Origin of the sequence: Flavobacterium ginsengiterrae, from assembly GCF_039539785.1 — a bacterium.
In the GTDB taxonomy this organism is placed as follows: Bacteria; Bacteroidota; Bacteroidia; order Flavobacteriales; family Flavobacteriaceae; genus Flavobacterium; species Flavobacterium ginsengiterrae.
Genome location: NZ_BAABDU010000007.1, coordinates 136,522 through 157,816, shown reverse-complemented (window position 1 = coordinate 157,816; position 21,295 = coordinate 136,522). Strand labels below are relative to the sequence as shown.

The following is a 21,295-nucleotide window of genomic DNA, read 5'->3' as shown; positions in this document are numbered from 1 at the left end:
TTATTGAAAAATTTCCTTGTATAGCTGAAGAACTTTCTTTTTATTAAAATCATAATCAAGCCTTGAAGAAGCGATTTTAAAATTCAATTCTTGCGCTGTTTTTAATAATTTGAAATTATTTACCGCATTAAGAGCTACATTTTTAATTAATTCTATGTCTTCTGGGTTTTCAATTAAAAAACCATTTTTGTTATGCTCAATTATTTCTGCGCTTACACCTCCGGGATCAGATTGGATTGGAAAAGCCCCCATTACAATTGCTTCTAAAAGCGTATTTGCCATTCCATCAGAAATATTATTACCTATATAAATTAATGATTTACCCATTAAATGCAATAATTCATCATGCTTTAAATCATGCCTATGATAAATCTTGAAAGGGAGTTTTTTTTCTGCAATGTAATCTATTACAGGTTTATGTGACCCAAAAACAACTACTTCGAAATCTTTTAATTGTTCTTGGATTTTTTCTAGTGCTTTTACAACATTTAATCCTCTTCCAAAAATATTTTGATACCCTTTTACTAATATAATTTTTCTTTTTTCGATCGGTATTCTAAAGTCTTTTAATTCCTTTATATTATAACCTGTACCACCTGGAATTACCCCTAAATTTTTCCCATTAAAGCCAAGAGTTTTAGCCAGGAAATAATCTCTTTGACAATCTGTATGTATAAAATCGATTCGCCTTAATGCTTTTTTTATTTGATTTACATGAGAAGAATATTTTTGATAATAAAATAAATCATTACCCCAGCATGAATAAATCCAAGGAATTTTGGAGTATTTATTCATTGCTTTTATAATAGGATATGTGCATGACTGCATTTCAAAACTATGAATTATATCAGGTTTTATTTCTTTTACTATTTCTTCTAGTACTTCGTTTGCTGTCTTTTCTATATATGGCAATAAAAAATTATACACCTTCGGCATTTTTTTGTATAAAAAAAACTCCCCTTTTATTTGTGGCAATTTTCTTTTTTTCCATGAAATAAATTGTTTTACATCAATTTCTGTATCTAAAGACCCACGGCCTAGAACATCAAACCAATACAATTCATGATCTGTATTTTTGAGATTTTCAATCCAACGAAGTACATGAATAGAGGACATTGAAACAAAAAGAATTTTCATAAGTTTTACTTAAATACTTTTTTTAATGCTTTTTTAAAATTTAAATTAAGATAGGCCTTACCATATTGTAGAAGATCGTAAAATTTTCCTACTTCACCTTTTAATATTAGTGTTGTATCTTGTATTCGGAGATTTTTCTTTTTATAATCAAATTTTATCCATCTATCAGGAAAATAATCTTTATCATTATTTTCTTTTGCAAATGAGCCTCTAAAATTTTTTAATGGCCGGATAATTTTACTATTTTGTTTTTCAGCCAACCATGCTGCCCACCAAGAAAATGTGGAATTGCTGATAATAAAATCTTGTCCCAGAGAACCAATTGCTAACTGTTCTATTGCAGAAAGATTCTCTAAAAAAAAAGCATTTTTAAGAAATCCAAAATGATTTTTACAATACTCTATATTATCACTCATAAATATTAAATTTCGATCTTTCCAATCAGGAAAATATTCTCTTAATGCTAAAATATAATATTGATATGGTAATTGATAATAATCAGGATGATGTACAAAATCACCTCTTCTTACACTTATTATAACATGTGGTTTGGAAAATAAATAGTTATATTTCGAAATAATAGGTTTTAAAAATGATGTTTTAAAAGTAAATGCTTTTTTAGTTTCTTCTATATTAAAATATTTTTCCGACTGTAGCGCTCCATTAATATCATAGTTTTCATTCCCAATAATCCATTCATGATATTCGTAGCTTTTTTCAACTATTTGAATTAACTTAATATTTGAGTCTAATACTTCAAATTCACCTTCGAAGTAATCTTTGTATTGCCATTTAGGGAAAGTAACCTCTTTATTATGTTTTTTTGCTAGTCCAATCGTAGAGGAAATTTGAAACAACTGATTTCCTAAATTCCCTTTTCGCCCTAAACTATTGAATGTAAGCATAAATGATTTTTATTTTATGATTATAAACTTAACTTTTTACAACTATAGAATATTTTTCTTAGATATTTTTTGTTCTAAAGAATTTATATCCTTTAGAAAAAAACGTATACATTAAATATCCTAAAGTCAGTTTTAGAAATCCCGTAAAATCATACAATTCAAAAAAGTGCAGTTTAACTGCTTTTTTGTATAACAAAAATGAATATTTTTGTTTTTGAACTAAAGAAAAATAAATTCTCTCTTTGTAGTAATTTAAAGTATAATTAAGTAATGGTTTATATGTTGTTATTTTATTAGATTTAATTAGGCTTAAATGTTTTTGTAAAGCATTAAAAATAGATAGAATCTCCTGAAGATTACCTTTAACTATTTCTTGTGATAATGAATTTTCATGTACTCTATACAAAACACCAGGCTTCTCATTAAAAACTATTACTGGTTTTTCATATAACATTCTCATGTTAAAATCCCAGTCGTCAACATTTGAAACTTTTTCATCAAAAAGATATTGCTGATTTTTCAAAAAACTATTTTTCCATATTGGACCAGAAACATACAAAGAAATCTTACCAATAAAATAATCGTAAATTAGATTTTCTGAGAAAACATTACTTTCTTTTATCACTTTATTATTTGTAAAATCATAAAGCAATAAAGGTGAAATCACTACTTGAGTATCATTTTTAAAATGATTAAGTTCTTGCTGTAAACAGAAATCTGACATTATATCATCACTGTCAAACCATTTTATATATTCTCCTTGAGAGAATTTATAACCTAAATTTCTACAACTATTTGGTCCTTTAATATAATTTTCCGAACGCTTGAAATACTTGAAACGATTATCTTTTTGAATGTGATTTAATAATAATTCTTCTGTATTATCTGTAGATCCATCATCTACAATTATACATTCCCAATTAGTATATGTTTGCCTACCAATACTACTTAACGTTTCTTCAATTATATACGCACGATTATAAGTAGGTATAATTATAGAAATTAAGGGATTCATTTATAATTTATTTTGACATTATAAAATCAAGGCTTTCAAAATCTGAATTAACTTTAAAAATATAAGGCAGACTCTTATGATGCAAGATGATATTTAATAAAATAGTATCGTTAATATATTTTAAAGAATAATATTCATTCTTCTCTATTTTCAGCCTTTTTTTTATTTTATACTTTAATGATTTTTGGTATGCATCTGTAATAAAACGTACTTTAATTTTATCTGTAAAATTCGACAAAACTACATTTAAAAAATAATCTACATTGTTTTTTTTATTAATAATTTCTACAAAGCCATCTTCAGATTCCAACATATCAAATGCTTCTCTTGTAAATAAAAGTCCCCAGCAATCTATATTTGCTATAATCAAATTATTTTCTCGATTAAATCTTAACTTTTGCTTATTTAAATTAAATGCATCTTCTATTAGCGGTTCTACTGTTAACTTATTCTTTTGTAAGGATTCAAAAGTTGGGTGCCACTGGTGTAATAATAAAATTTCTTTATTATAAAAAATTTCTTTATTACCATTGTTTTGCAATCTTTGATGTATGTCTTGATCTTCTGCTCCCCAAAAATGAAAAAACTCATCAAATCCATTTATTGATAAAAGAGAGTTTAATTTAAAAAAAGACAACCCTTTACCTTCTGCGATACTTTTTGATTCGATTTTATAATCGTTAAATTCCTTTTTTAACAGACTTTCCTGCTTATTTAAATAACCTACTTGAAAATAGTAATTAGTATTCTCTTGTTTTAAACTATAAAGTTTATCGATAAAATTGGGATGAAAAAAAATATCTATATCAGCTATAAAAACATATTCAGTTTTGGTAAATTGTAATCCAATATTTATGGCTTTAGAACGAGACCATGGCTGGTATATATTATATGAATAAACATATTCAACAAACTTATATTCTGAAAGTAACTCTTTTACTTCTTTGGAAATTTCCAATTGAGATCCATAATCTACAAAAATTACTTCAAAATCCATATTTGATTGAGACAATAAAGAATTTAAAGAGTTTTTTATTCTTTCTAATTCTCTATTTCTATATGGATATATTATTGTTAACATTAAATTATAAATAATAGTTCTTTACTGATTGTGCATATTTCTTAAAAGGTATTTTAAATTTACTGCAATATAAATTTCCAAATAATGTTCTAAGGGCTTCTTTGTACATTCTTTTGTTTATTTCAATTCTAAAACTTTCTAGACTATATTGGTTTAAAATTTCAATTGCACTATTGCTAAACCGTTTTATATTCAAGTATTTTTTTATTATTAAAATTTGGTTTATATGGCTTTTAAAATATTTTAAATCATTCAAATTGCTCATGACTCCACCGTTATGAATTCTGTAAACAGAAAGACATTCTGTTGTTCTGTAAGCTTTTTTATTTGAAGTAAACAATAAAATAACATATAACATCCAATCTCCAAAAGTTACTTTATAAAAATCTGAAGGAAATTCGATTTTATCGTTTCTAAACATTACGGTACATGTAATTATATTATTTGCAATTAAAAAATCATCTAAAATAAATGTTTTATCTGTAATATCTTTTAGCACAGGTTTATAATTCAAATCAAAATTATCAGATAACTGAATAGCATTACTACTGTGTATAATATATTTTGGATTATTCTCCAGAAAATTAAATTGTTTTGTCAATTTTAAGGGATCTGTCCAATAGTCATCCCCTTCACATATAGCGATATATTTCCCGCTGCATTTTTTTAACGCAAAAGCAAAATTTGACATTACGCCTACATTTTTTTGCTGTTTGAAGTACTTAATTTTAGAAGCTTTTGTATTATTTTCCAAAATTATTTTAATGACATCATCGGTTTTATCTGGAGAACAATCGTTTACAATAATTAATTCAATTTCAAAATTGCATTCTTGCATCAGAACACTATTAATTGCTTCTTCTATAAAATTTTCATGATTATATGTAATCATGCAGATGCTTACTTTTGGAAATTGGTCCATCTTAAAATACTAGTGGTTTGATGTCCTTAACAATTCTAGCCGGAACACCAACTGCCATACAATTATCTGGCAAATCTTTTGTTACAACTGCTCCTGCTCCCAGAATTACACTTTTTCCGATTGTAATATTTGGCAGTATTGTTGCGTTAGCCCCTATTTGAGAAAATGCTCCGACAGAAGATCTTCCTAATATGGTTACATTTGGTGATATTTCTACAAAATCTCCAATAGTGCAATCATGTGTAATTATCGAATTATAATAAACAATACAACCTTTTCCAATTTTTACACTATTTGAAAGAATAGCTTCAGAAAGAATATTACAACCATCACCAATTTGTATATCATAAGAACCTATTACAGCTGATGGGCTAATTGTTGAAGTAAATATACCCCCAAGGCTGAGGAACTTATCTGCCATTTTTTTTCTAAGAAATGGATTTCCTATACCCACGCAAAATTTGTTATCTACATTTTGAAAATATTTTAAAACTTCTTCAATTGATTTTAAAATCTTAAATTTATCATAGAGTTTATCAGGTCCATCAATATTAACATCATCAAAGAAAACAAGATTATCAATCTGCTCTAGTTTATGAAGTATCTCTAAAACTTCCTTGGCAAAACCTTTTGCTCCAACGATTAACATATATTCTGATTTATTATATGTACAATTTCTTTTAATTCATTTTTTAATAATCCTACATATATTGGAAGGCATAATACTCTGGATGAAATACTTTCAGAAATAGGCATTGATACACCAAAAACATATTCGATTTGATTTAATGATGGATAAAAATAACGTCGAGGAACAATCTGATTCTCTATTAATGCATTTTGAACAATTAATAATTTTTCCTCGCTTTCAAAAATAACAGGATAATAACTATAATTCCATTCTGTATTATCTCTAATTTTTATACTTCTTAGATTTCTAAAATCTAAAGTTTCATTATAAAAATTAATTATTGCTTTTCTTTCACGAACAATATCATCTATATATGGAAACACAGATAATCCCATAGCAGCCTGTAATTCAGATATTTTCCCATTTATTCCAAGACCGTAAAAATCTAATGGTCCATTATGCCCAAAATTATGACTATAATATAGTTTATGATGTAATTCTGGATCGTTTGTAAACATTGCACCGCCTTCACCAGTATGAAATAATTTTGTAGCATGAAAACTACAAGTACTTACATCTCCATAGTTAAAAATAGATTTGTTTTTATATTTTACTCCAAAACAGTGTGCTGCATCGTATATTACTGCTAAATTATTTTTTTTAGCAATTAGCTCTATTACCTCAATATTACAAGGATTTCCAAAAACATGAGTTGCTAATATTGCTGTAGTTTTACTTGTAATTGAAGCTTCAATTTTTGATTCATCAATTGTTAAATATTCCGGATGTATATCTACAAACACAGGTTTACAATTTTCCCAAATTATAGATGCGGTTGTTGCTACATAACTAAACGGAGTAGTAATTATATCTCCTTTTTTTCCTAGCAATTTTAAAGCAATTTGTAGAGGAATAGTTCCATTATTAGTTATAATTAAGTTTGGAACACACAAATATTTTTTTAATTTATCTTCTAGTTCTAAAACTAATTCACCTCTATTAGTCAGCCATTTATTATTCCAGGCTTTTTGAAGATGTTTTGTATAATCCTCTATAGATGGTAAGAATGTTTGGGTTACATTAATCATTTTCTAGAACATTTTTTAGAATTTCAATTCTTGGTCTCATTTGATACTCATTTGAGTAAATTTCAACAACTTTTTTTCTGCCTTTTTCAGCTATACTATACAATATTTTTGGGTTTTCGATTAAATATATTACTTCTTTTTCTATACATCCTACAGATTCCTCAATTATAATTAATTCTTCTTTCGAATTAAATACATAATTCTGTTTTAATTGATCTGTAACTAATGCAACATTTTCATTAAGCATTGCTTCAACAACAGTTCCTAATGGAAAACCGTCAAATGATCCTTTATTTAATAAAAAAGGTTTATTGGGAGAAATTATGATATCATTATTTTTAAAAATTGCTTCCAAATTTTCGAAATTTTGATACCCATAAAATTTGATTTTTGATTCTATTTCAGCTATATCGATATCATCTTTGGTAAATCCTCCAATAACATGAAAACGAACGAAATCAAATTTTAATGCAATATTATGCGCTAAGGCAATAAAAACATCATATCCTTTATCTTCTCCTTTGGGCATATATTTTGCTGCACAAAAACAAATGTCAAATGTTTTTTTATTTAACAAATATGTCTTTTTATTTAATACCTCTTTTTTTAATGATAATTGAGGCACTACGCATCCAAAGATTAATTTGATTTTATCTTTTGCGCAGAGTTCTTTTGTAACCAAATATTCTTGAGTAATTTTCTGTGTAACTATAACAGATCTAAGCATTTTAGAACTTAGAACATTTTTCAATTTTTGATCACTTAATTGATTATAAAATTCAAAGCCACCACCTGGATACAATGTAAAAACAAAGGGAATTTTAAATTTCTCCAACCATTTTAAATTATCAGCAATGTTATTAAGGAAAATACAATAAAATAATTTTGCATTTATATTAATAAAACCTTTACGTAATAAAATTCTACTCTTAAAACTTTTATTTTCGTTGTTAAAAGCCAAAAGATGCTTGCTGCCTTCTGAAACAGGTGTTTTTAAATATTGATATGACTCGAAACTTACTACTAATTTAACTTGCTTAAATTCTGACAATAACATTGATATTTCCTCTAAACGAAAGCCTGAAACAGGATGAGGAAAAACATCATCATAAATTAATAAATCGACTTTTTTAAATCCTTTATAAAACTTAAATTCTTTGTTTTTTTTAAAGAAAGTGTATAAAAAAAAACAAGCTTCATTGGCTAAATATCTTAACATCTGAAATTACAAGCTATTTTTTATTTGTGCTAAATATTTTTCTTGAAATTCATCAACTTCAGCTTGTGACAATGTGTTTAAATAATACTTTTGAAAAGAATCAGGTGTATCAAATAAAACATCTCTTTTTTCACATTTCTTTATATACTCATCAACAGTGCATATATATTTTGCGGGATTTCCTGCAACAACAGTATTTGCCTCAATATTTTTTGTTACGATAGATCCTGCTCCTATTATAGCTCCATCTCCAACATTAACACCAGGAAGTATGATTGCACCTGCTCCTAAGAAAACATTATCGCCAATAACTATTTTTTCAACTCGGTGTTTTTTTATGTGATTATACAATGACGCATCATGTGCAATAATCATTGAGTTTGCAGAAGATATAAAATTTTCTCCAATTGTAACAGCTTGTGGTATAAGATCATCTACAAGTGAATTATGCATATTTACATTACCAATTTTATATTTAACTTTTTTTTCATCTGATTTAGATCTAGATTCAATAAAACCAAGCATAATGCCTAATTTTATGTACGCTTTTTTCAGAATATTTTTCATCTGCAAATAAGTTAAATTAAACTATTCTATTTTAAAGTCAAATGCTAAAGAAGGACGCACATATCCAGCCCATTCATCATAGTAATTTATTCCTTCTCTAAAATCAACCAATTCCAAATTTATAATATTATTAATTGTCAAAAGAGAAGTATTATTACTTACAAAGTGAAGATCTATAAAATACATTTTACTATTTAAAAAATTAGCTGGCAGAATTAATTCTGAAATATATTTACCTTCTTTTGAAAATCGGACTGGTGTCATTTGACTAAAAATAACAACATCATCTGTAAGGGATTTGAAATTTATTGCAAGATTAAAATTATTAATATCTTTAAAAACATTAAAATTTAATACGATTTTCAATTCCTCTTTTATAGTATAAAAACTTTCTTTAAATGCAGAAATTACTTCTACTGAATTTAATCTCACAAATGAATTACCAAAAACTGTAGAATTCTGATCAAAAATTTTAGGATTTACATCCTCTTCTTGATTATCTGAAAGATATCTATTTAGTGTCTCATCAATAGTTCCTGCAAAAGACAGCTTTCCATGTTCCATTAATATTCCTTTAGTACATAAACTTTTTACAGCCGCCATATTATGACTTACAAACAAGACCGTTCTTCCTTCACCTCTTGAAATATCCTGCATTTTTCCGATTGCTTTCTTCTGAAACTCAGCATCCCCTACTGCTAATACCTCATCTATTACCAAAATTTCAGGTTCTAAAAAAGCAGCTACGGCAAAAGCCAAGCGGACCGTCATTCCAGAACTATATCTTTTAACTGGAGTATCTATATAACGTTCGCACCCAGAAAATTCAATAATTTCTGAAAGTTTAGATGTAATTTCTTTTTTAGTCATTCCAAGAATAGCACCATTAAGAAATATATTTTCTCTTCCTGTCATTTCTCCGTTAAAACCGGTACCAACTTCCAGTAAAGAAGCAATACGACCTCGAGATTTAATAGTTCCTGTCGTTGGTGCGGTTACCTTAGATAATATTTTTAACAGTGTAGATTTTCCTGCTCCATTTTTTCCAATGATACCCAAAACCTCTCCACGTTCTACTTCAAAATTAATATTCTGTAATGCCCAGACATAATCTGAAGTACCAACTCTTGATCTATCATTAGTCTCTCCAATTTTTAAGTAAGGATCTTCCTTTCCTCTTATTGAATGCCACCATCGATTTAAATCATGACTAAGAGTACCTGTTCCCACTTGTCCTAAACGATATTGTTTAGAAATATTTTCTGCCTTTAATATTATATCTTTTTTCAATTGGAAATTATAATTGTGAACGATAAATTTATTCTTAAGCTATATTAAACTGTATCAATAAAACTTTTTTCAGTTTTATTAAAAATTAAAAGTCCACTAAAAAATACTGTAATTGTAACAATTATTGTATAACCTAATCCTAATAATGAAATTTCTCCTATATTCAAAAGCATATATCTGGAACTTTCTATTGTATAAGCAAGCGGGTTATACGCTACAAGCCATCCAAACTTTGGCAATTTCTCTTTAATTAATTCCATTGGATACATCACTGCTGACAAATACATTAACAGTTGTATACCAAAACTAACTAAATTACTAAAATCACGATATTTAGTAACCATAGATGAAATTAACATTCCTAATCCTAATCCTAAAATTCCCATAACAACAATTAAAAAAGGAAATAGTAATATAGAAACATTTAAACTTAAATCTGCTCCCTTAAAATAAAAGAAAATATAGAATACAATAAAGATCATAAACTGTATTCCGAACTTTAATAAGTTAGAAATAACAACAGAGAGAGGAGTAATAATTCTTGGAAAATAAACTTTTCCAAATATTGCAGCATTGGCTTTAAAAGTATCTGAAGTACCGTTCAGACAGGCCGTAAAATAATTCCAAACCGTTATACCTGCCAAATTGAACAGAAAGGGAGGGACCTTTCCAGTATTAATTCCTGCAACGTTATTAAATATAATAGTAAATGTTATTGAGGTAAATAATGGTTGGATGAGGTACCATAAAGGTCCTAAGACAGTTTGCTTATAAACTGTAATTAAATCTCGCTTAACAAAAAGAAACAACAAGTCCTTATATTGCCATATTTCTTTCAGATTTAAAGAGAAGAACTTGTTTTTAGGTGTTATTTCAAATAACCAATCATTAGTATCCTGATTATGGTTCATTACTTTTTAATTAATTATATGATAATAATATTGTATAAATATTTCTAGTTAAAAACGATTAGCTACAAGAAATTAACAAGATTTTTTGCCGTTTTAAAAAAATCTAAAAAAGGAAAAAGGTGTTTTAATAAAACACCTTTTTCATTCTCATAGTCTCTATAATTTTGAGCCAAATGTAGATTATTTATCTAAGACTTCAAAAGTAGAATTCATACTTTTAAATTCTGGAACAATTTTTTTCATTTTTGACACAATATCATCATTTTCATAAAAATCCGCTATCCCTATTAATTCATCGATGTCAGCATGCAAATCTTCATATTCATCTTGAATTTCCTGAGCAATCATAATTTTATTATGATATGTCGGGAGGGTCTTAGAAGTATCATTTAGTAATTCTTCATATAACTTTTCACCAGGTCGTAATCCAACTATCTTAATTTTTATTTCTTTATCAGGTATAAAACCAGCTAGTTTGATCATTTTTTTAGCCAGATCAATTATTTTAACTGGCTTACCCATATCAAAAATATAAATTTCTCCTCCATTACCCATAGCGCCTGCTTCTAGCACTAATTGACATGCCTCTGGAATAGTCATGAAGTATCTAATAATATCTTGGTGAGTTATAGTAACTGGTCCACCTTCGGCTATTTGTTTTGTAAAAAGAGGAACGACAGATCCATTTGAACCTAAAACGTTTCCAAAACGTGTTGTAATAAATTTGGTAACACCAGCTATATTTTCTTTCTGATTTTTTAAAGATAAAGACTGAACGTATTTTTCGGCAATACGCTTGCTGGCCCCCATAACATTACTAGGATTTACAGCTTTATCTGTTGATACCATTACAAATTTTTTGACATGATATTTACAAGATAAATCAGCCAGATTTTTTGTTCCTTTAATATTAGTTAAAATAGCTTGAGATGGATTTTCTTCCATCAAAGGAACGTGCTTATAAGCCGCAGCATGAAAAACAACGTGCGGATTATAGTTTTTAAAAACTTTCTCCAAAGCTTTTTTACTTTTTACATCGGCAATTACAGCAACTATTTTTGCTGTAGGATTTAAACTCAATGTTTCTAAACATAAATTATGTAAAGGCGTTTCTGCATGATCTAAAAAAATAACAGTTTTAGGGTTAAAAGTGAGTACTTGTCTTACTATTTCACTACCAATAGATCCTGCTGCTCCAGTAATTAAAATTGTCTTATCTTTTAACTGTTTTGAAATAGATTTACTATCAAGAACAATTGGTTTTCTTTCAAGTAAATCTTCAATCTGAATATTTTTAACTTTTTGAGAAATCTCTTTTTGATTTTCCCAATCTGAAATTAAAGGAACAGTATAAACTCTGTAATTAAATTCAAGACATTGATCAACAATAATCAATTGTTCATCTTTTGTTAAACTTTTATCAGCTATAATTACTCCTTCAGCAGCAACTGAACGCATTAAGGCAGGTAATTTTTTACGTAAAATCAAAATTGGCAAATCCAGCATACGCTTAGATGCATTTTGATTATTTTTATCTACAAAACCAACAATTTTAAATCGGGATGGCGTTTCAAATTTTAATGCATTTGCAACAGAAATAGCATTAGCATCAGTTCCATAAATTACAGTTCTAATAAGTTTTGAGTTTGTCTTTTCTGAAAAATACATCTCAAAAGTCTGCTTTACAATTACTCTATATAAAAACAAACCACAAAAAGACAAAACTAAGTTGATGAAAAGTGCTGTATTTAAAAAAGCTTTATGTCCTGTATATAGTTCAAAAACAAGATTGAAGAATAAAAAGAACACCAAAACTGACATTTGTGAAAACAACAGTTTTATAGCATCTATGTAAGATGAATGTCTAATAATTCCTGAATAAGTCCTAAATAACCAAAAGAAAAATATATTTATAAAAATTAATCCTCCCACAAATGCAAATTGGTGAGACGTAATTATATATCCCAATGCTGTTCCTTCGAAAAGCATATAAGTAAAAGTAAACGAGAAAATTAAAACCATAACGTCAATAGCCACGATAATCCATCTAGGCAAATAACTAAGGTTATTAATGTTTGCTCTCAAATTCCTTGGTGACAAGGAATTATATAACAAAGATGATATTTTGGTCTGATTATCTGTATCCAATTTGGTTCAATTTAGTTTTGTAAACTCTGTATGTCTTACAAAAATACAAATTAAAGGTTTAGAAATTTATTTCTTAATGAAATTAAACTTTAACTCCTTTTTTCTTTTGTTTTAAAAAATCTAATAAATAAGTACCATATCCTGATTTAAGCAATGGTTGAGCCAATTCTTCAAGTGCGGCGTCATTAATAAAACCTTGTCTCCAAGCTATTTCTTCAATACAACCCACTTTTAACCCTTGTCGTTCTTCTAAAACTTGTACAAACTGGCCGGCCTGCATCAAGCTATTAAAAGTTCCTGTATCCAGCCAGGCAGTACCTCTGCTTAATATACCTACTTTTAATTTTCCCTTTTCAAGGTAAACTTTATTTACATCAGTAATTTCATATTCGCCACGCGCACTTGGTTTGATATTTTTTGCAATTTCAACAACAGAATTATCATAAAAATATAATCCTGGAACTGCATAATTCGATTTTGGCTCGAGTGGTTTTTCTTCAATAGAAATAGCTTTTTTATTTTCGTCAAATTCAACAACACCATATCTTTCAGGATCAGAAACATGATAAGCAAAAACTACACCTCCCTCTGGATCTGCATTGTCTTTTAATAATTGTTGCATATTAGTACCAAAGAAAATATTATCTCCTAAAACTAAAGCTACTTTATCATTTCCTATAAACTCTTCTCCAATAACAAAAGCTTGTGCCAAGCCATTTGGATTTGGCTGTTCTGCATAACTGAATTTACATCCAATTGTACTTCCGTCTCCTAAAAGTTTTTTAAAATGTGGAAGATCATGAGGAGTTGAAATTATCAAAATTTCATTTATTCCTGCCATCATTAAAGTTGACAATGGGTAATAAATCATTGGTTTATCGTAAACCGGCATTAATTGTTTGCTAACAGCTAATGTTAATGGATGAAGTCTTGTGCCAGAACCTCCAGCAAGAATAATTCCTTTCATATTTTCGATATTGAATTTTAGAGTTTATTTTAATGATTTGCATAAAAATTCAAAACTCTAAATATATTATGCAAATATTTTTTTTAAACTCTCTTTATAATCTGGCACATTTACCTTATATGTTTTCTTGATCTTTGTTTTGTCAAGCAATGAAAATTCTGGTCGTTTAGCTGGAGTAGGATAAGATGATGATGGTATGCCATTCACATCACATTTATAACCCCCAAATTCCTGAATTGCTAAGGCAAAATCGTACCAGCTTATTTCTCCTTCGTTTGAGTAATTATATACTCCAGAAGTCCAATTTGACGATTGCAAAATATCGATCATTGCTTGTGCTAAATCAGCAGCATAAGTTGGTGACCCAATCTGATCATTAACAACACTAATAGTATCCCTCTCAGACATTAAACGCTGCATTGTTTTTACAAAATTATTTCCAAACTTACTATAAACCCAAGATGTTCTAATAATAATTGCTTCAGGGTTTTCTTTTAAACATGAAACTTCTCCTGCCAATTTACTTTCTCCATAAACATTGATAGGACTTGTTTTTGCATCTTCATTTAAAGCAATTGACGAAGATCCATCAAACACATAATCTGTTGAAACATGAATTAATTTTACATCATTTTCTGCTGAATACTTTGCAATAAATTCTACTGCCAAGTGATTCACTTTAAAAGCGAGCTCTTTTTCTGATTCAGCTTTATCTACTGCTGTATAAGCTCCGCAATTGAATATAATGGCAGGATTGATTGCTTTTAATTGAGATTGAAGCTGTTCTAAATTATCTAATGTTATTTGTGTTCTATCAGCAAATACCCATTCATATTCCAGATAATTTGTTGACAAAACTTTTAATTCAGATCCTAACTGACCATTAGCACCCGTAACAAGAATTTTTTTCATTAAAATAAACTGTTGCATTCGTTAATAAAAGGAAGAATTTGATCTTTTTCAGAAACAATAGCATCTTTTAAATCCATTCCCCAATCAATTCCTAACGAAGGATCATCATATTTGATTCCTCCTTCAGAAGTCTTATTGTAAAACTGGTCACATTTATACATTACGGATGCAGTTTCACTGATAACGGAAAATCCGTGTGCAAATCCCTGTGGCACTAATAATTGTTTTTTATTTTCTGCTGACAATAAAACACTGAATGATTTTCCATATGTAGGAGAATCTTTTCTTAAATCTACTGCAACATCAATAATTTCGCCTTCTAAAACACGTACTAATTTAGTTTGCGCAAAAGGAGGATTTTGATAATGCAACCCTCTTAAAGTTCCTTTTTTTGAAAATGATTGATTGTCCTGAACAAAATCGATATTAATTCCTAAATCTTCGAATTTAGTTTTACTATAAGATTCAAAAAAATACCCTCTTTCGTCTCCAAATACTGTTGGTTCTACAATTACTAAGTCTTTTATAAACGTTTCTTCGATTTTCATATTTTAATTTTATATTCTTTTAAAGAAATTAACAATAACTTCTTTTATTCTACTTTTATCATCAGCAGTTAAATTGGATCCTGAAGGTAAGCACAATCCTTTTTCAAATAACTCTTCGGCAACTTTGTTTCCATAATAGGGATATTTTTCAAAAACTGGCTGTAAATGCATTGGTTTCCATAATGGCCGGCTCTCTATATTAGCTTCCTCAAAAGCAAGTCTTAAGCTTTCCCTTTGGTTTTTTGTTTTTAATAATATAGTATTTAACCAATAATTAGAAACGAAATCTTTATTTTGATTATCAAAAAATTCTACATTTTTAATTTCTTTAAAAATATCTTTATAAAACAAATGATTGTTTCTTCTTGAATAAATATTGTCATTTAGCACTTTCATCTGCCCAAGACCGATCCCTGCACAAATATTACTCATTCTATAATTGTACCCAATTTCACTGTGCTGATAATGTGCAGCTTTATCTTTTGATTGAGTTGCAAAAAAAACAGCTTTATCTTTTGTTTCTTTTGATTTTGAAATTAATGCTCCTCCACTTGAAGTTGTAATAATTTTATTTCCATTAAAAGATAAAACACCATAAGCACCGAAACTACCACATTGTTTCCCTTTAAAGTTACTTCCTAAAGCTTCTGCACTATCTTCAATAATTGGTATTCCATACTTATCAGCAATTGTGTGTACTTGATCTACCTGATAAGGCATTCCATACAAATGAACTGCTATAATTGCTTTTGGCTTTTTCCCTTTACTTATTCGATCTTTTATAGCGATTCCAAGATTTTTTGGACAAATATTCCAAGTTTCAATTTCACTATCTACAAATACTGGATGAGCATTTTGATATAAAATTGGATTTGCTGAAGCTGAAAAAGTCATACTCTGGCAAATTACTTCATCGTCAGCTTTTACTCCCAATAAAATTAATGCTAAATGTATCGCTGCAGTTCCTGAATTTAATGCTGCTACAAAATTTTCATTCCCAAAATAATTCTGAAGTTCATTTTCAAACTCATCAACATTTGGCCCTCCGGAAGTAATCCAATTTGATTTTAAAGCCCGATCGATATATTCTTGTTCGTAACCACTTTCTTGTGATAATGATAAATAAATTCTTTTATTTTCCATCCCCAAAAAGCCAATAATCTAAAGGATAACGAACATCATCTTCTTTTACATTTCCTAAAGGCAATGTAGAAAATGAGATTAATCTTGAATTTTCTTCAAGAGATTCTACTGCATTAGCATAACCTGCAGGTATATGAATAATTTTACTGTCAGATTCAGACACAAATACAGATTCAATAGTCAAATCCTTTGAAGGATTTTCCCAATTATCAATTTTTACAAAATGAATATTGAAAGACCCCGAAATACAATAAAAATTTTTAGTATCTAATTTATGCCCCTGCCAAGCTCGAATTGGATTTTCCTTAGAATTACTTATAATATAAAACCTTTCAATATCTGTGAAACTAAAATCATTTACATACGATATATTGCCTCGATGATCTGAAAAACTTCCACCCTGAATTATTTTAGGCTTCATGCTTCAATTGTAAATTATGTCTATTTAATAAATAAAATTTTGATGAATAAATAAACAGCAAAGGTATGATGACAATTAAAAACACAATTGCATCTTGAACTTTTTGATAAAGAAAAATTACTACTAAAGAGATTCCTGTTTGTAATAAAGCATAAAAAAAGGATACTAATCTATGCTGAATTTTATATTCATTGCTTAATACTTGATATAAATGTAATCTATGTGCTTCAAAAATATTTTGTTTAAGATAGAGTCTGTGTAAAATTGTACAAACCGCATCTACCCCATAAACTGCTAAAAATAATAACCAAATAACTGATTCTGTAACTAGAATTAGTTTTACAATCAAATAAATTATCCAAAAAGCTATTGCTATACTTCCTACATCGCCTGCAAAACATTTTGCTTTTTTTCTATAATTAAAAAATAAAAAAACTAAACTGGCAATCATTGCATATTTTATAAACACACCGTCAGTAAAAAGCTGGATTTTTGTATTAACATACAATAATGATCCCATTACAGCTAATGTATAAAGCCCTGTAATGCCATTAATGCCATCCATAAAATTATAAGCATTTATAAGCCCAATAGCTAAAATATACGCAATTACAACTCCCCAAACTGGCATCAATTGAAATAAATTCAAATCAAAAAAAATCAAAGTAATTGATAGAAAATGAATCGAAATTCGGATTTTATTTGATAAACTTTGTATATCATCCCAAAAACTTATAAGACTAACTAATGTTATACCTGTAAAGAAGAAATAATTATTTTGTATATGCTGCACAAAATAAAGTAAAGCCGAAAACCAAAAGATAATTCCGCCACCACGTAAAGTTACTTCTGTATGAGAACTTCTTTGATTAGGTTTGTCAATTATATTGAAATGATCAGCCACTTTAAAATAAAGTAACATAATAATCATTAAAATAATTCCTAGAATTGTATATTCCATTTTTATGAAATTATTTCCAGTTAGTATCTTTTATTTCATCGTAAACTTTTTGAATACCTTCTTCAAGAGTGGTTTTAGCTTTCCAACCAAAACTATTTAATTTTGAAACGTCCATAAGTTTACGAGGAGTTCCATCAGGCTTAGAAGTATCAGTTAAAATTTCTCCTTCAAAACCAACTATTTTTTTTACTAAAATAGCCAAATCTAAAATCGAGATGTCTTCTCCTACCCCAATATTTACTAATCCTTGTTCATTATAGTTTTCCATTAAATATAAACAAGCTTCTGCAAGATCATCTGCATGTAAAAATTCTCTTTTAGGACTACCTGTTCCCCATATAGTTACACAATCGTCGTTATTACGTTTTGCGGTAATAAATTTTCTTAACATTGCTGGAAGAACGTGAGAATTTTTTAAATCATAATTATCATTAGGTCCATATAGATTTGTTGGCATAACAGAAATAAAATTACAACCAAACTGATCTCTATAAGCATCACACATTTTAATTCCAGCAATTTTTGCAATTGCATAAGGTTCATTTGTTGGTTCCAATTCTCCTGTAAGCATGTATTCTTCCTTTAATGGCTGAGGAGCCATTTTAGGATAAATGCAAGAAGATCCTAAAAACATCAATTTCTTCACATTGTTCAAATAAGATTGATGAATGATATTATTTTGTATCATTAGATTTTCATAAATAAAATCTCCTTTATAAGTATTATTAGCAATAATACCACCAACTTTTGCTGCGGCTAAAAAAACATAATCTGGTTTTTCTTTTTCAAAAAATTCAGTTACAGCTTGTTGATTTCGCAAATCAAGCTCCCAGGAAGTTTTTAATACAAAATTTGTATATCCTTTGGCTTTTAATTGACGTAAAATAGCTGAACCTACCATTCCACGATGACCAGCTATGTATATTTTATCTTGTAAATTCATAAATGATTTTTTAAATCAAGAGACAAAAAATGATCTTGATTAATCTATATATTAATATCTAATGCTTGATCTAACTTCTTTTAACATTTTCTCTCTAAGAACATATTCAAGATCTGAAGCCATCATTTCTTTTACTAATCCAGCTAAATCATATTGAGGCACCCATCCTAATTTTGTTTTAGATTTTGTAGGATCTCCTATTAATAAATCTACTTCAGTTGGGCGAAAATATTGTGGATCAACAGAAATTACCTGTTTACCTATTTCGATTTGATAAGCAGGATTATTACAAGAAGCAACATATCCTTTTTCATTAACCCCTTCTCCTCTAAATTCGACATCTATTCCTACTTCTGCAAATGACATTTTAACAAAATCACGTACATAAGTAGTTTCTCCCATTGCAATAACATAATCTTCAGCAACATCTTGTTGAAGAATTCTCCACATTGCTTCTACATAATCTTTTGCATGTCCCCAGTCACGTTGAGCATCTAAATTTCCTAAATATAAACAATCCTGTTCTCCTAAAGCTATAGCAGCTGTGGCCATCGTTATTTTACGAGTTACAAAAGTTTCTCCTCGTCGCGGTGATTCATGGTTAAACAAGATTCCGTTGCATGCATACATATTATATGCTTCACGATAATTTTTAGTGATCCAAAAACCATAAATTTTTGCTACTCCATACGGTGAACGAGGGTAAAAAGGTGAATTTTCATCGTAAAACCCTTTTTCATTTTTGTTCTCAGCTAAACCGCCATATAATTCAGAAGTTGATGCTTGATAAATACGAGTTTTCTTTTCTAAGCCCAAAATACGAACTGCTTCTAAAATTCTTAAAGTACCGATACCATCAACATTTGCAACGTATTCTGGAGAATCGAAAGACACTTTTACGTGACTCATTGCACCTAAGTTATATATTTCGTCAGGTTGGACTTCTTGAATAATTCTAATAACGTTTGTTGAATCTGTTAAATCACCATAATGCAATTTGAAATTGACATGTGCTTCATGTTGGTCCTGATAAATGTGATCGATACGTTGAGTATTAAAAGAAGATGCTCTTCTTTTTACACCATGAACCTTGTAGCCTTTATCTAATAATAATTCTGCTAAATATGATCCGTCTTGTCCTGTAATTCCTGTTATAAGTGCAACTTTCATGTTTGTTTTTATTTTTATTTAATTTTTTATTATAATCGAGAATCATAAATTATTATTCTCCAAATATTTAAGAACATTCATTGGATTCCACCCTATTTTTTTTCTTGCTTTAGAATCATCAAAAGTTAAATCCGATGTTATTTTTTTTAACCTTGATGTATTAATTGGAAACTTATTTCCTAATAAATCACCTATTTTACCAATAGTTCTTGCTAAGCTCATTGGTAAATTAAATGGCATTTTTTTTCCTTTTTGCTTAGAGATAACCTTACTCAACTCATAGAAGCTTGGATGCGTTCCATCTGTAAGATTGTATATCCCGCCAATTTCAGACACTTTAGGAATAAAATCTGCCACATCTTTTGCTAACACCATACTCTTACGAGCTCCTCCTCCTGCAATATTAAAATAATATCCTTTTTCAATTGCTTTTATCATTGCTCGTAAATTACCCAGCGGATTTTCTCCTATCAATAATGGCAGACGTAAAATTGTACAAATTACATTGTTTTCCTTACACCACTCAATAATATTTTCTTCTGCCTTAATTTTACTCACCCCATAAGGATCTTTCGCTTTTAAGATATGCTCTTCTGAAATAATTGAACCAAAATCTTGACCATAAACGGCAACTGAGCTAATAAAAACAAATTTTTTTGGGATTCCTGATTTCTTTAATCCTTGAAGAAGATTAAGTGTTCCTTTATTATTAACATCAAAGAAATGTTTTTTTTCAGCTTCTGTTTTTGGCTCAGAATGTGCTTTTCCAGCTGCATGAATTATCAAATCATATTCTTCACGAAAACTTGGGATATTTTTATCTAAAAAAATTGGATAATCTCCAGAGTTAGTTGATAAAGTAAAAAAAATATTTTCTCTTTGTAAGGCTTTAATAATTATTTGCCCAAAAAAACCATTTGAACCGGTCAGTAATATCTTCATAATTTAGTAAATACTTTTTAACCAACCCCACTTGTTAAAATAAATAAAAGCACTTTGCACTGTTATCCATTTAAATTTAATCTTTTTATGTGTCAACTTTGCAAAGTGATGAAATACATGAGCATCAGGAAAATAAACAGTCCTCGAAACTTTCAAGAAACGCCTTGTCAAATCAGCATCTTCTAAATACATAAAAATTCTATCATCAAAAAGTCCAACTTTTTTAAAAGTTTCTGTTCTTAGAAACATAAAACAACCGGATAAATAAGGAATATCATATATGATTTTATTATAATCGTGATTTTTGTATTCATATTTATCCATTCTTTTTTGAAAAATGTTTTTTACAAATGCAGGCATAAAACCTCTAGCAA

21 protein-coding genes and 1 pseudogene are annotated in these 21,295 nt (G+C 28.5%); all 22 read right to left on the bottom strand.

What is annotated here, in order from left to right:
- Nucleotides 1-1,137: a glycosyltransferase gene (locus ABD859_RS20050; protein ID WP_345146425.1), complete on the bottom strand. Its 1,137-nt coding sequence runs from the start codon at nt 1,135-1,137 to the stop codon at nt 1-3.
- A gap of 5 nt (nt 1,138-1,142) precedes the next feature.
- The gene (locus ABD859_RS20045) at nt 1,143-2,042 is read right to left on the bottom strand and encodes an alpha-1,2-fucosyltransferase (RefSeq protein WP_345146424.1); all 900 of its coding nucleotides are present in this window, start codon (nt 2,040-2,042) and stop codon (nt 1,143-1,145) included.
- Between the two features lie 58 nt (nt 2,043-2,100).
- Nucleotides 2,101-3,057, bottom strand: coding sequence for a glycosyltransferase family 2 protein (locus ABD859_RS20040; protein ID WP_345146423.1), 957 nt, complete (start codon nt 3,055-3,057; stop codon nt 2,101-2,103).
- Nucleotides 3,058-3,064: 7 nt separating this feature from the next.
- Nucleotides 3,065-4,138: a glycosyltransferase gene (locus tag ABD859_RS20035; RefSeq protein WP_345146421.1), complete on the bottom strand. Its 1,074-nt coding sequence runs from the start codon at nt 4,136-4,138 to the stop codon at nt 3,065-3,067.
- 4 nt (nt 4,139-4,142) lie between these two features.
- The gene (locus ABD859_RS20030; protein WP_345146420.1) at nt 4,143-5,030 is read right to left on the bottom strand and encodes a glycosyltransferase family 2 protein; all 888 of its coding nucleotides are present in this window, start codon (nt 5,028-5,030) and stop codon (nt 4,143-4,145) included.
- A 31-nt stretch (nt 5,031-5,061) separates the two neighbouring features.
- Nucleotides 5,062-5,709 carry an acetyltransferase gene (locus ABD859_RS20025; RefSeq protein WP_345146419.1) on the bottom strand — a complete coding sequence of 216 codons (648 nt, stop codon included), beginning with the start codon at nt 5,707-5,709 and terminating at the stop codon, nt 5,062-5,064.
- Nucleotides 5,703-6,779, bottom strand: a complete 1,077-nt coding sequence (locus ABD859_RS20020; RefSeq protein ID WP_345146418.1) for a DegT/DnrJ/EryC1/StrS family aminotransferase — start codon at nt 6,777-6,779, stop codon at nt 5,703-5,705. Before ABD859_RS20020 ends, ABD859_RS20025 begins: the two co-directional genes overlap by 7 nt.
- The gene (locus tag ABD859_RS20015; RefSeq protein WP_345146417.1) at nt 6,772-7,998 is read right to left on the bottom strand and encodes a glycosyltransferase; all 1,227 of its coding nucleotides are present in this window, start codon (nt 7,996-7,998) and stop codon (nt 6,772-6,774) included. Before ABD859_RS20015 ends, ABD859_RS20020 begins: the two co-directional genes overlap by 8 nt.
- 6 nt (nt 7,999-8,004) lie before the next feature.
- Nucleotides 8,005-8,565, bottom strand: coding sequence for an acyltransferase (locus ABD859_RS20010; protein WP_345146416.1), 561 nt, complete (start codon nt 8,563-8,565; stop codon nt 8,005-8,007).
- A 21-nt stretch (nt 8,566-8,586) separates the two neighbouring features.
- Nucleotides 8,587-9,855, bottom strand: a complete 1,269-nt coding sequence (locus tag ABD859_RS20005) for an ABC transporter ATP-binding protein (protein ID WP_345146415.1) — start codon at nt 9,853-9,855, stop codon at nt 8,587-8,589.
- A 44-nt stretch (nt 9,856-9,899) separates the two neighbouring features.
- A complete protein-coding gene (locus tag ABD859_RS20000) occupies nt 9,900-10,766 on the bottom strand; it encodes an ABC transporter permease (RefSeq protein WP_345146414.1) in 867 nt (288 codons plus the stop codon).
- 180 nt (nt 10,767-10,946) lie between these two features.
- Complete coding sequence (locus ABD859_RS19995) at nt 10,947-12,914, bottom strand: polysaccharide biosynthesis protein (protein ID WP_345146413.1); 1,968 nt, start codon at nt 12,912-12,914, stop codon at nt 10,947-10,949.
- An 82-nt stretch (nt 12,915-12,996) separates the two neighbouring features.
- Nucleotides 12,997-13,881, bottom strand: a complete 885-nt coding sequence (gene rfbA, locus ABD859_RS19990) for a glucose-1-phosphate thymidylyltransferase RfbA (protein WP_345146411.1) — start codon at nt 13,879-13,881, stop codon at nt 12,997-12,999.
- Between the two features lie 66 nt (nt 13,882-13,947).
- Nucleotides 13,948-14,793, bottom strand: coding sequence for a dTDP-4-dehydrorhamnose reductase (rfbD, locus tag ABD859_RS19985; protein WP_345146410.1), 846 nt, complete (start codon nt 14,791-14,793; stop codon nt 13,948-13,950).
- Nucleotides 14,793-15,341 carry a dTDP-4-dehydrorhamnose 3,5-epimerase gene (gene rfbC, locus ABD859_RS19980; protein WP_345146409.1) on the bottom strand — a complete coding sequence of 183 codons (549 nt, stop codon included), beginning with the start codon at nt 15,339-15,341 and terminating at the stop codon, nt 14,793-14,795. Before rfbC ends, rfbD begins: the two co-directional genes overlap by 1 nt.
- Nucleotides 15,342-15,350: 9 nt before the next feature.
- On the bottom strand, nt 15,351-16,484 hold the full coding sequence (locus ABD859_RS19975) for a DegT/DnrJ/EryC1/StrS family aminotransferase (protein ID WP_345146407.1): 1,134 nt from the start codon (nt 16,482-16,484) through the stop codon (nt 15,351-15,353).
- The gene (locus tag ABD859_RS19970; protein WP_345146405.1) at nt 16,474-16,905 is read right to left on the bottom strand and encodes a WxcM-like domain-containing protein; all 432 of its coding nucleotides are present in this window, start codon (nt 16,903-16,905) and stop codon (nt 16,474-16,476) included. Before ABD859_RS19970 ends, ABD859_RS19975 begins: the two co-directional genes overlap by 11 nt.
- Complete coding sequence (locus ABD859_RS19965; RefSeq protein ID WP_345146404.1) at nt 16,895-17,866, bottom strand: MraY family glycosyltransferase; 972 nt, start codon at nt 17,864-17,866, stop codon at nt 16,895-16,897. The genes ABD859_RS19970 and ABD859_RS19965 overlap by 11 nt, the downstream gene beginning before the upstream one ends.
- A 10-nt stretch (nt 17,867-17,876) precedes the next feature.
- On the bottom strand, nt 17,877-18,809 hold the full coding sequence (locus ABD859_RS19960) for a GDP-L-fucose synthase family protein (protein WP_345146403.1): 933 nt from the start codon (nt 18,807-18,809) through the stop codon (nt 17,877-17,879).
- 51 nt (nt 18,810-18,860) lie between these two features.
- Nucleotides 18,861-19,979 carry a GDP-mannose 4,6-dehydratase gene (gene gmd, locus ABD859_RS19955; RefSeq protein WP_345146401.1) on the bottom strand — a complete coding sequence of 373 codons (1,119 nt, stop codon included), beginning with the start codon at nt 19,977-19,979 and terminating at the stop codon, nt 18,861-18,863.
- A gap of 42 nt (nt 19,980-20,021) precedes the next feature.
- Nucleotides 20,022-20,921, bottom strand: a complete 900-nt coding sequence (locus ABD859_RS19950) for an NAD-dependent epimerase/dehydratase family protein (RefSeq protein ID WP_345146400.1) — start codon at nt 20,919-20,921, stop codon at nt 20,022-20,024.
- A 3-nt stretch (nt 20,922-20,924) separates the two neighbouring features.
- A pseudogene (locus ABD859_RS19945) lies at nt 20,925-21,295 on the bottom strand (glycosyltransferase family 2 protein); the annotation flags it as partial.

Coding starts and splice junctions, on each gene's coding strand:
- ABD859_RS20050 (WP_345146425.1), bottom strand. CDS start 1,137: ATGAAAATTCTTTTTGTTTCAATGTCCTCTATTCATGTACTTCGTTGG.
- ABD859_RS20045 (WP_345146424.1), bottom strand. CDS start 2,042: ATGCTTACATTCAATAGTTTAGGGCGAAAAGGGAATTTAGGAAATCAG.
- ABD859_RS20040 (WP_345146423.1), bottom strand. CDS start 3,057: ATGAATCCCTTAATTTCTATAATTATACCTACTTATAATCGTGCGTAT.
- ABD859_RS20035 (WP_345146421.1), bottom strand. CDS start 4,138: ATGTTAACAATAATATATCCATATAGAAATAGAGAATTAGAAAGAATA.
- ABD859_RS20030 (WP_345146420.1), bottom strand. CDS start 5,030: ATGATTACATATAATCATGAAAATTTTATAGAAGAAGCAATTAATAGT.
- ABD859_RS20025 (WP_345146419.1), bottom strand. CDS start 5,709: ATGTTAATCGTTGGAGCAAAAGGTTTTGCCAAGGAAGTTTTAGAGATA.
- ABD859_RS20020 (WP_345146418.1), bottom strand. CDS start 6,779: ATGATTAATGTAACCCAAACATTCTTACCATCTATAGAGGATTATACA.
- ABD859_RS20015 (WP_345146417.1), bottom strand. CDS start 7,998: ATGTTAAGATATTTAGCCAATGAAGCTTGTTTTTTTTTATACACTTTC.
- ABD859_RS20010 (WP_345146416.1), bottom strand. CDS start 8,565: ATGAAAAATATTCTGAAAAAAGCGTACATAAAATTAGGCATTATGCTT.
- ABD859_RS20000 (WP_345146414.1), bottom strand. CDS start 10,766: ATGAACCATAATCAGGATACTAATGATTGGTTATTTGAAATAACACCT.
- rfbA (WP_345146411.1), bottom strand. CDS start 13,881: ATGAAAGGAATTATTCTTGCTGGAGGTTCTGGCACAAGACTTCATCCA.
- rfbD (WP_345146410.1), bottom strand. CDS start 14,793: ATGAAAAAAATTCTTGTTACGGGTGCTAATGGTCAGTTAGGATCTGAA.
- rfbC (WP_345146409.1), bottom strand. CDS start 15,341: ATGAAAATCGAAGAAACGTTTATAAAAGACTTAGTAATTGTAGAACCA.
- ABD859_RS19975 (WP_345146407.1), bottom strand. CDS start 16,484: ATGGAAAATAAAAGAATTTATTTATCATTATCACAAGAAAGTGGTTAC.
- ABD859_RS19970 (WP_345146405.1), bottom strand. CDS start 16,905: ATGAAGCCTAAAATAATTCAGGGTGGAAGTTTTTCAGATCATCGAGGC.
- ABD859_RS19965 (WP_345146404.1), bottom strand. CDS start 17,866: ATGGAATATACAATTCTAGGAATTATTTTAATGATTATTATGTTACTT.
- ABD859_RS19960 (WP_345146403.1), bottom strand. CDS start 18,809: ATGAATTTACAAGATAAAATATACATAGCTGGTCATCGTGGAATGGTA.
- gmd (WP_345146401.1), bottom strand. CDS start 19,979: ATGAAAGTTGCACTTATAACAGGAATTACAGGACAAGACGGATCATAT.
- ABD859_RS19950 (WP_345146400.1), bottom strand. CDS start 20,921: ATGAAGATATTACTGACCGGTTCAAATGGTTTTTTTGGGCAAATAATT.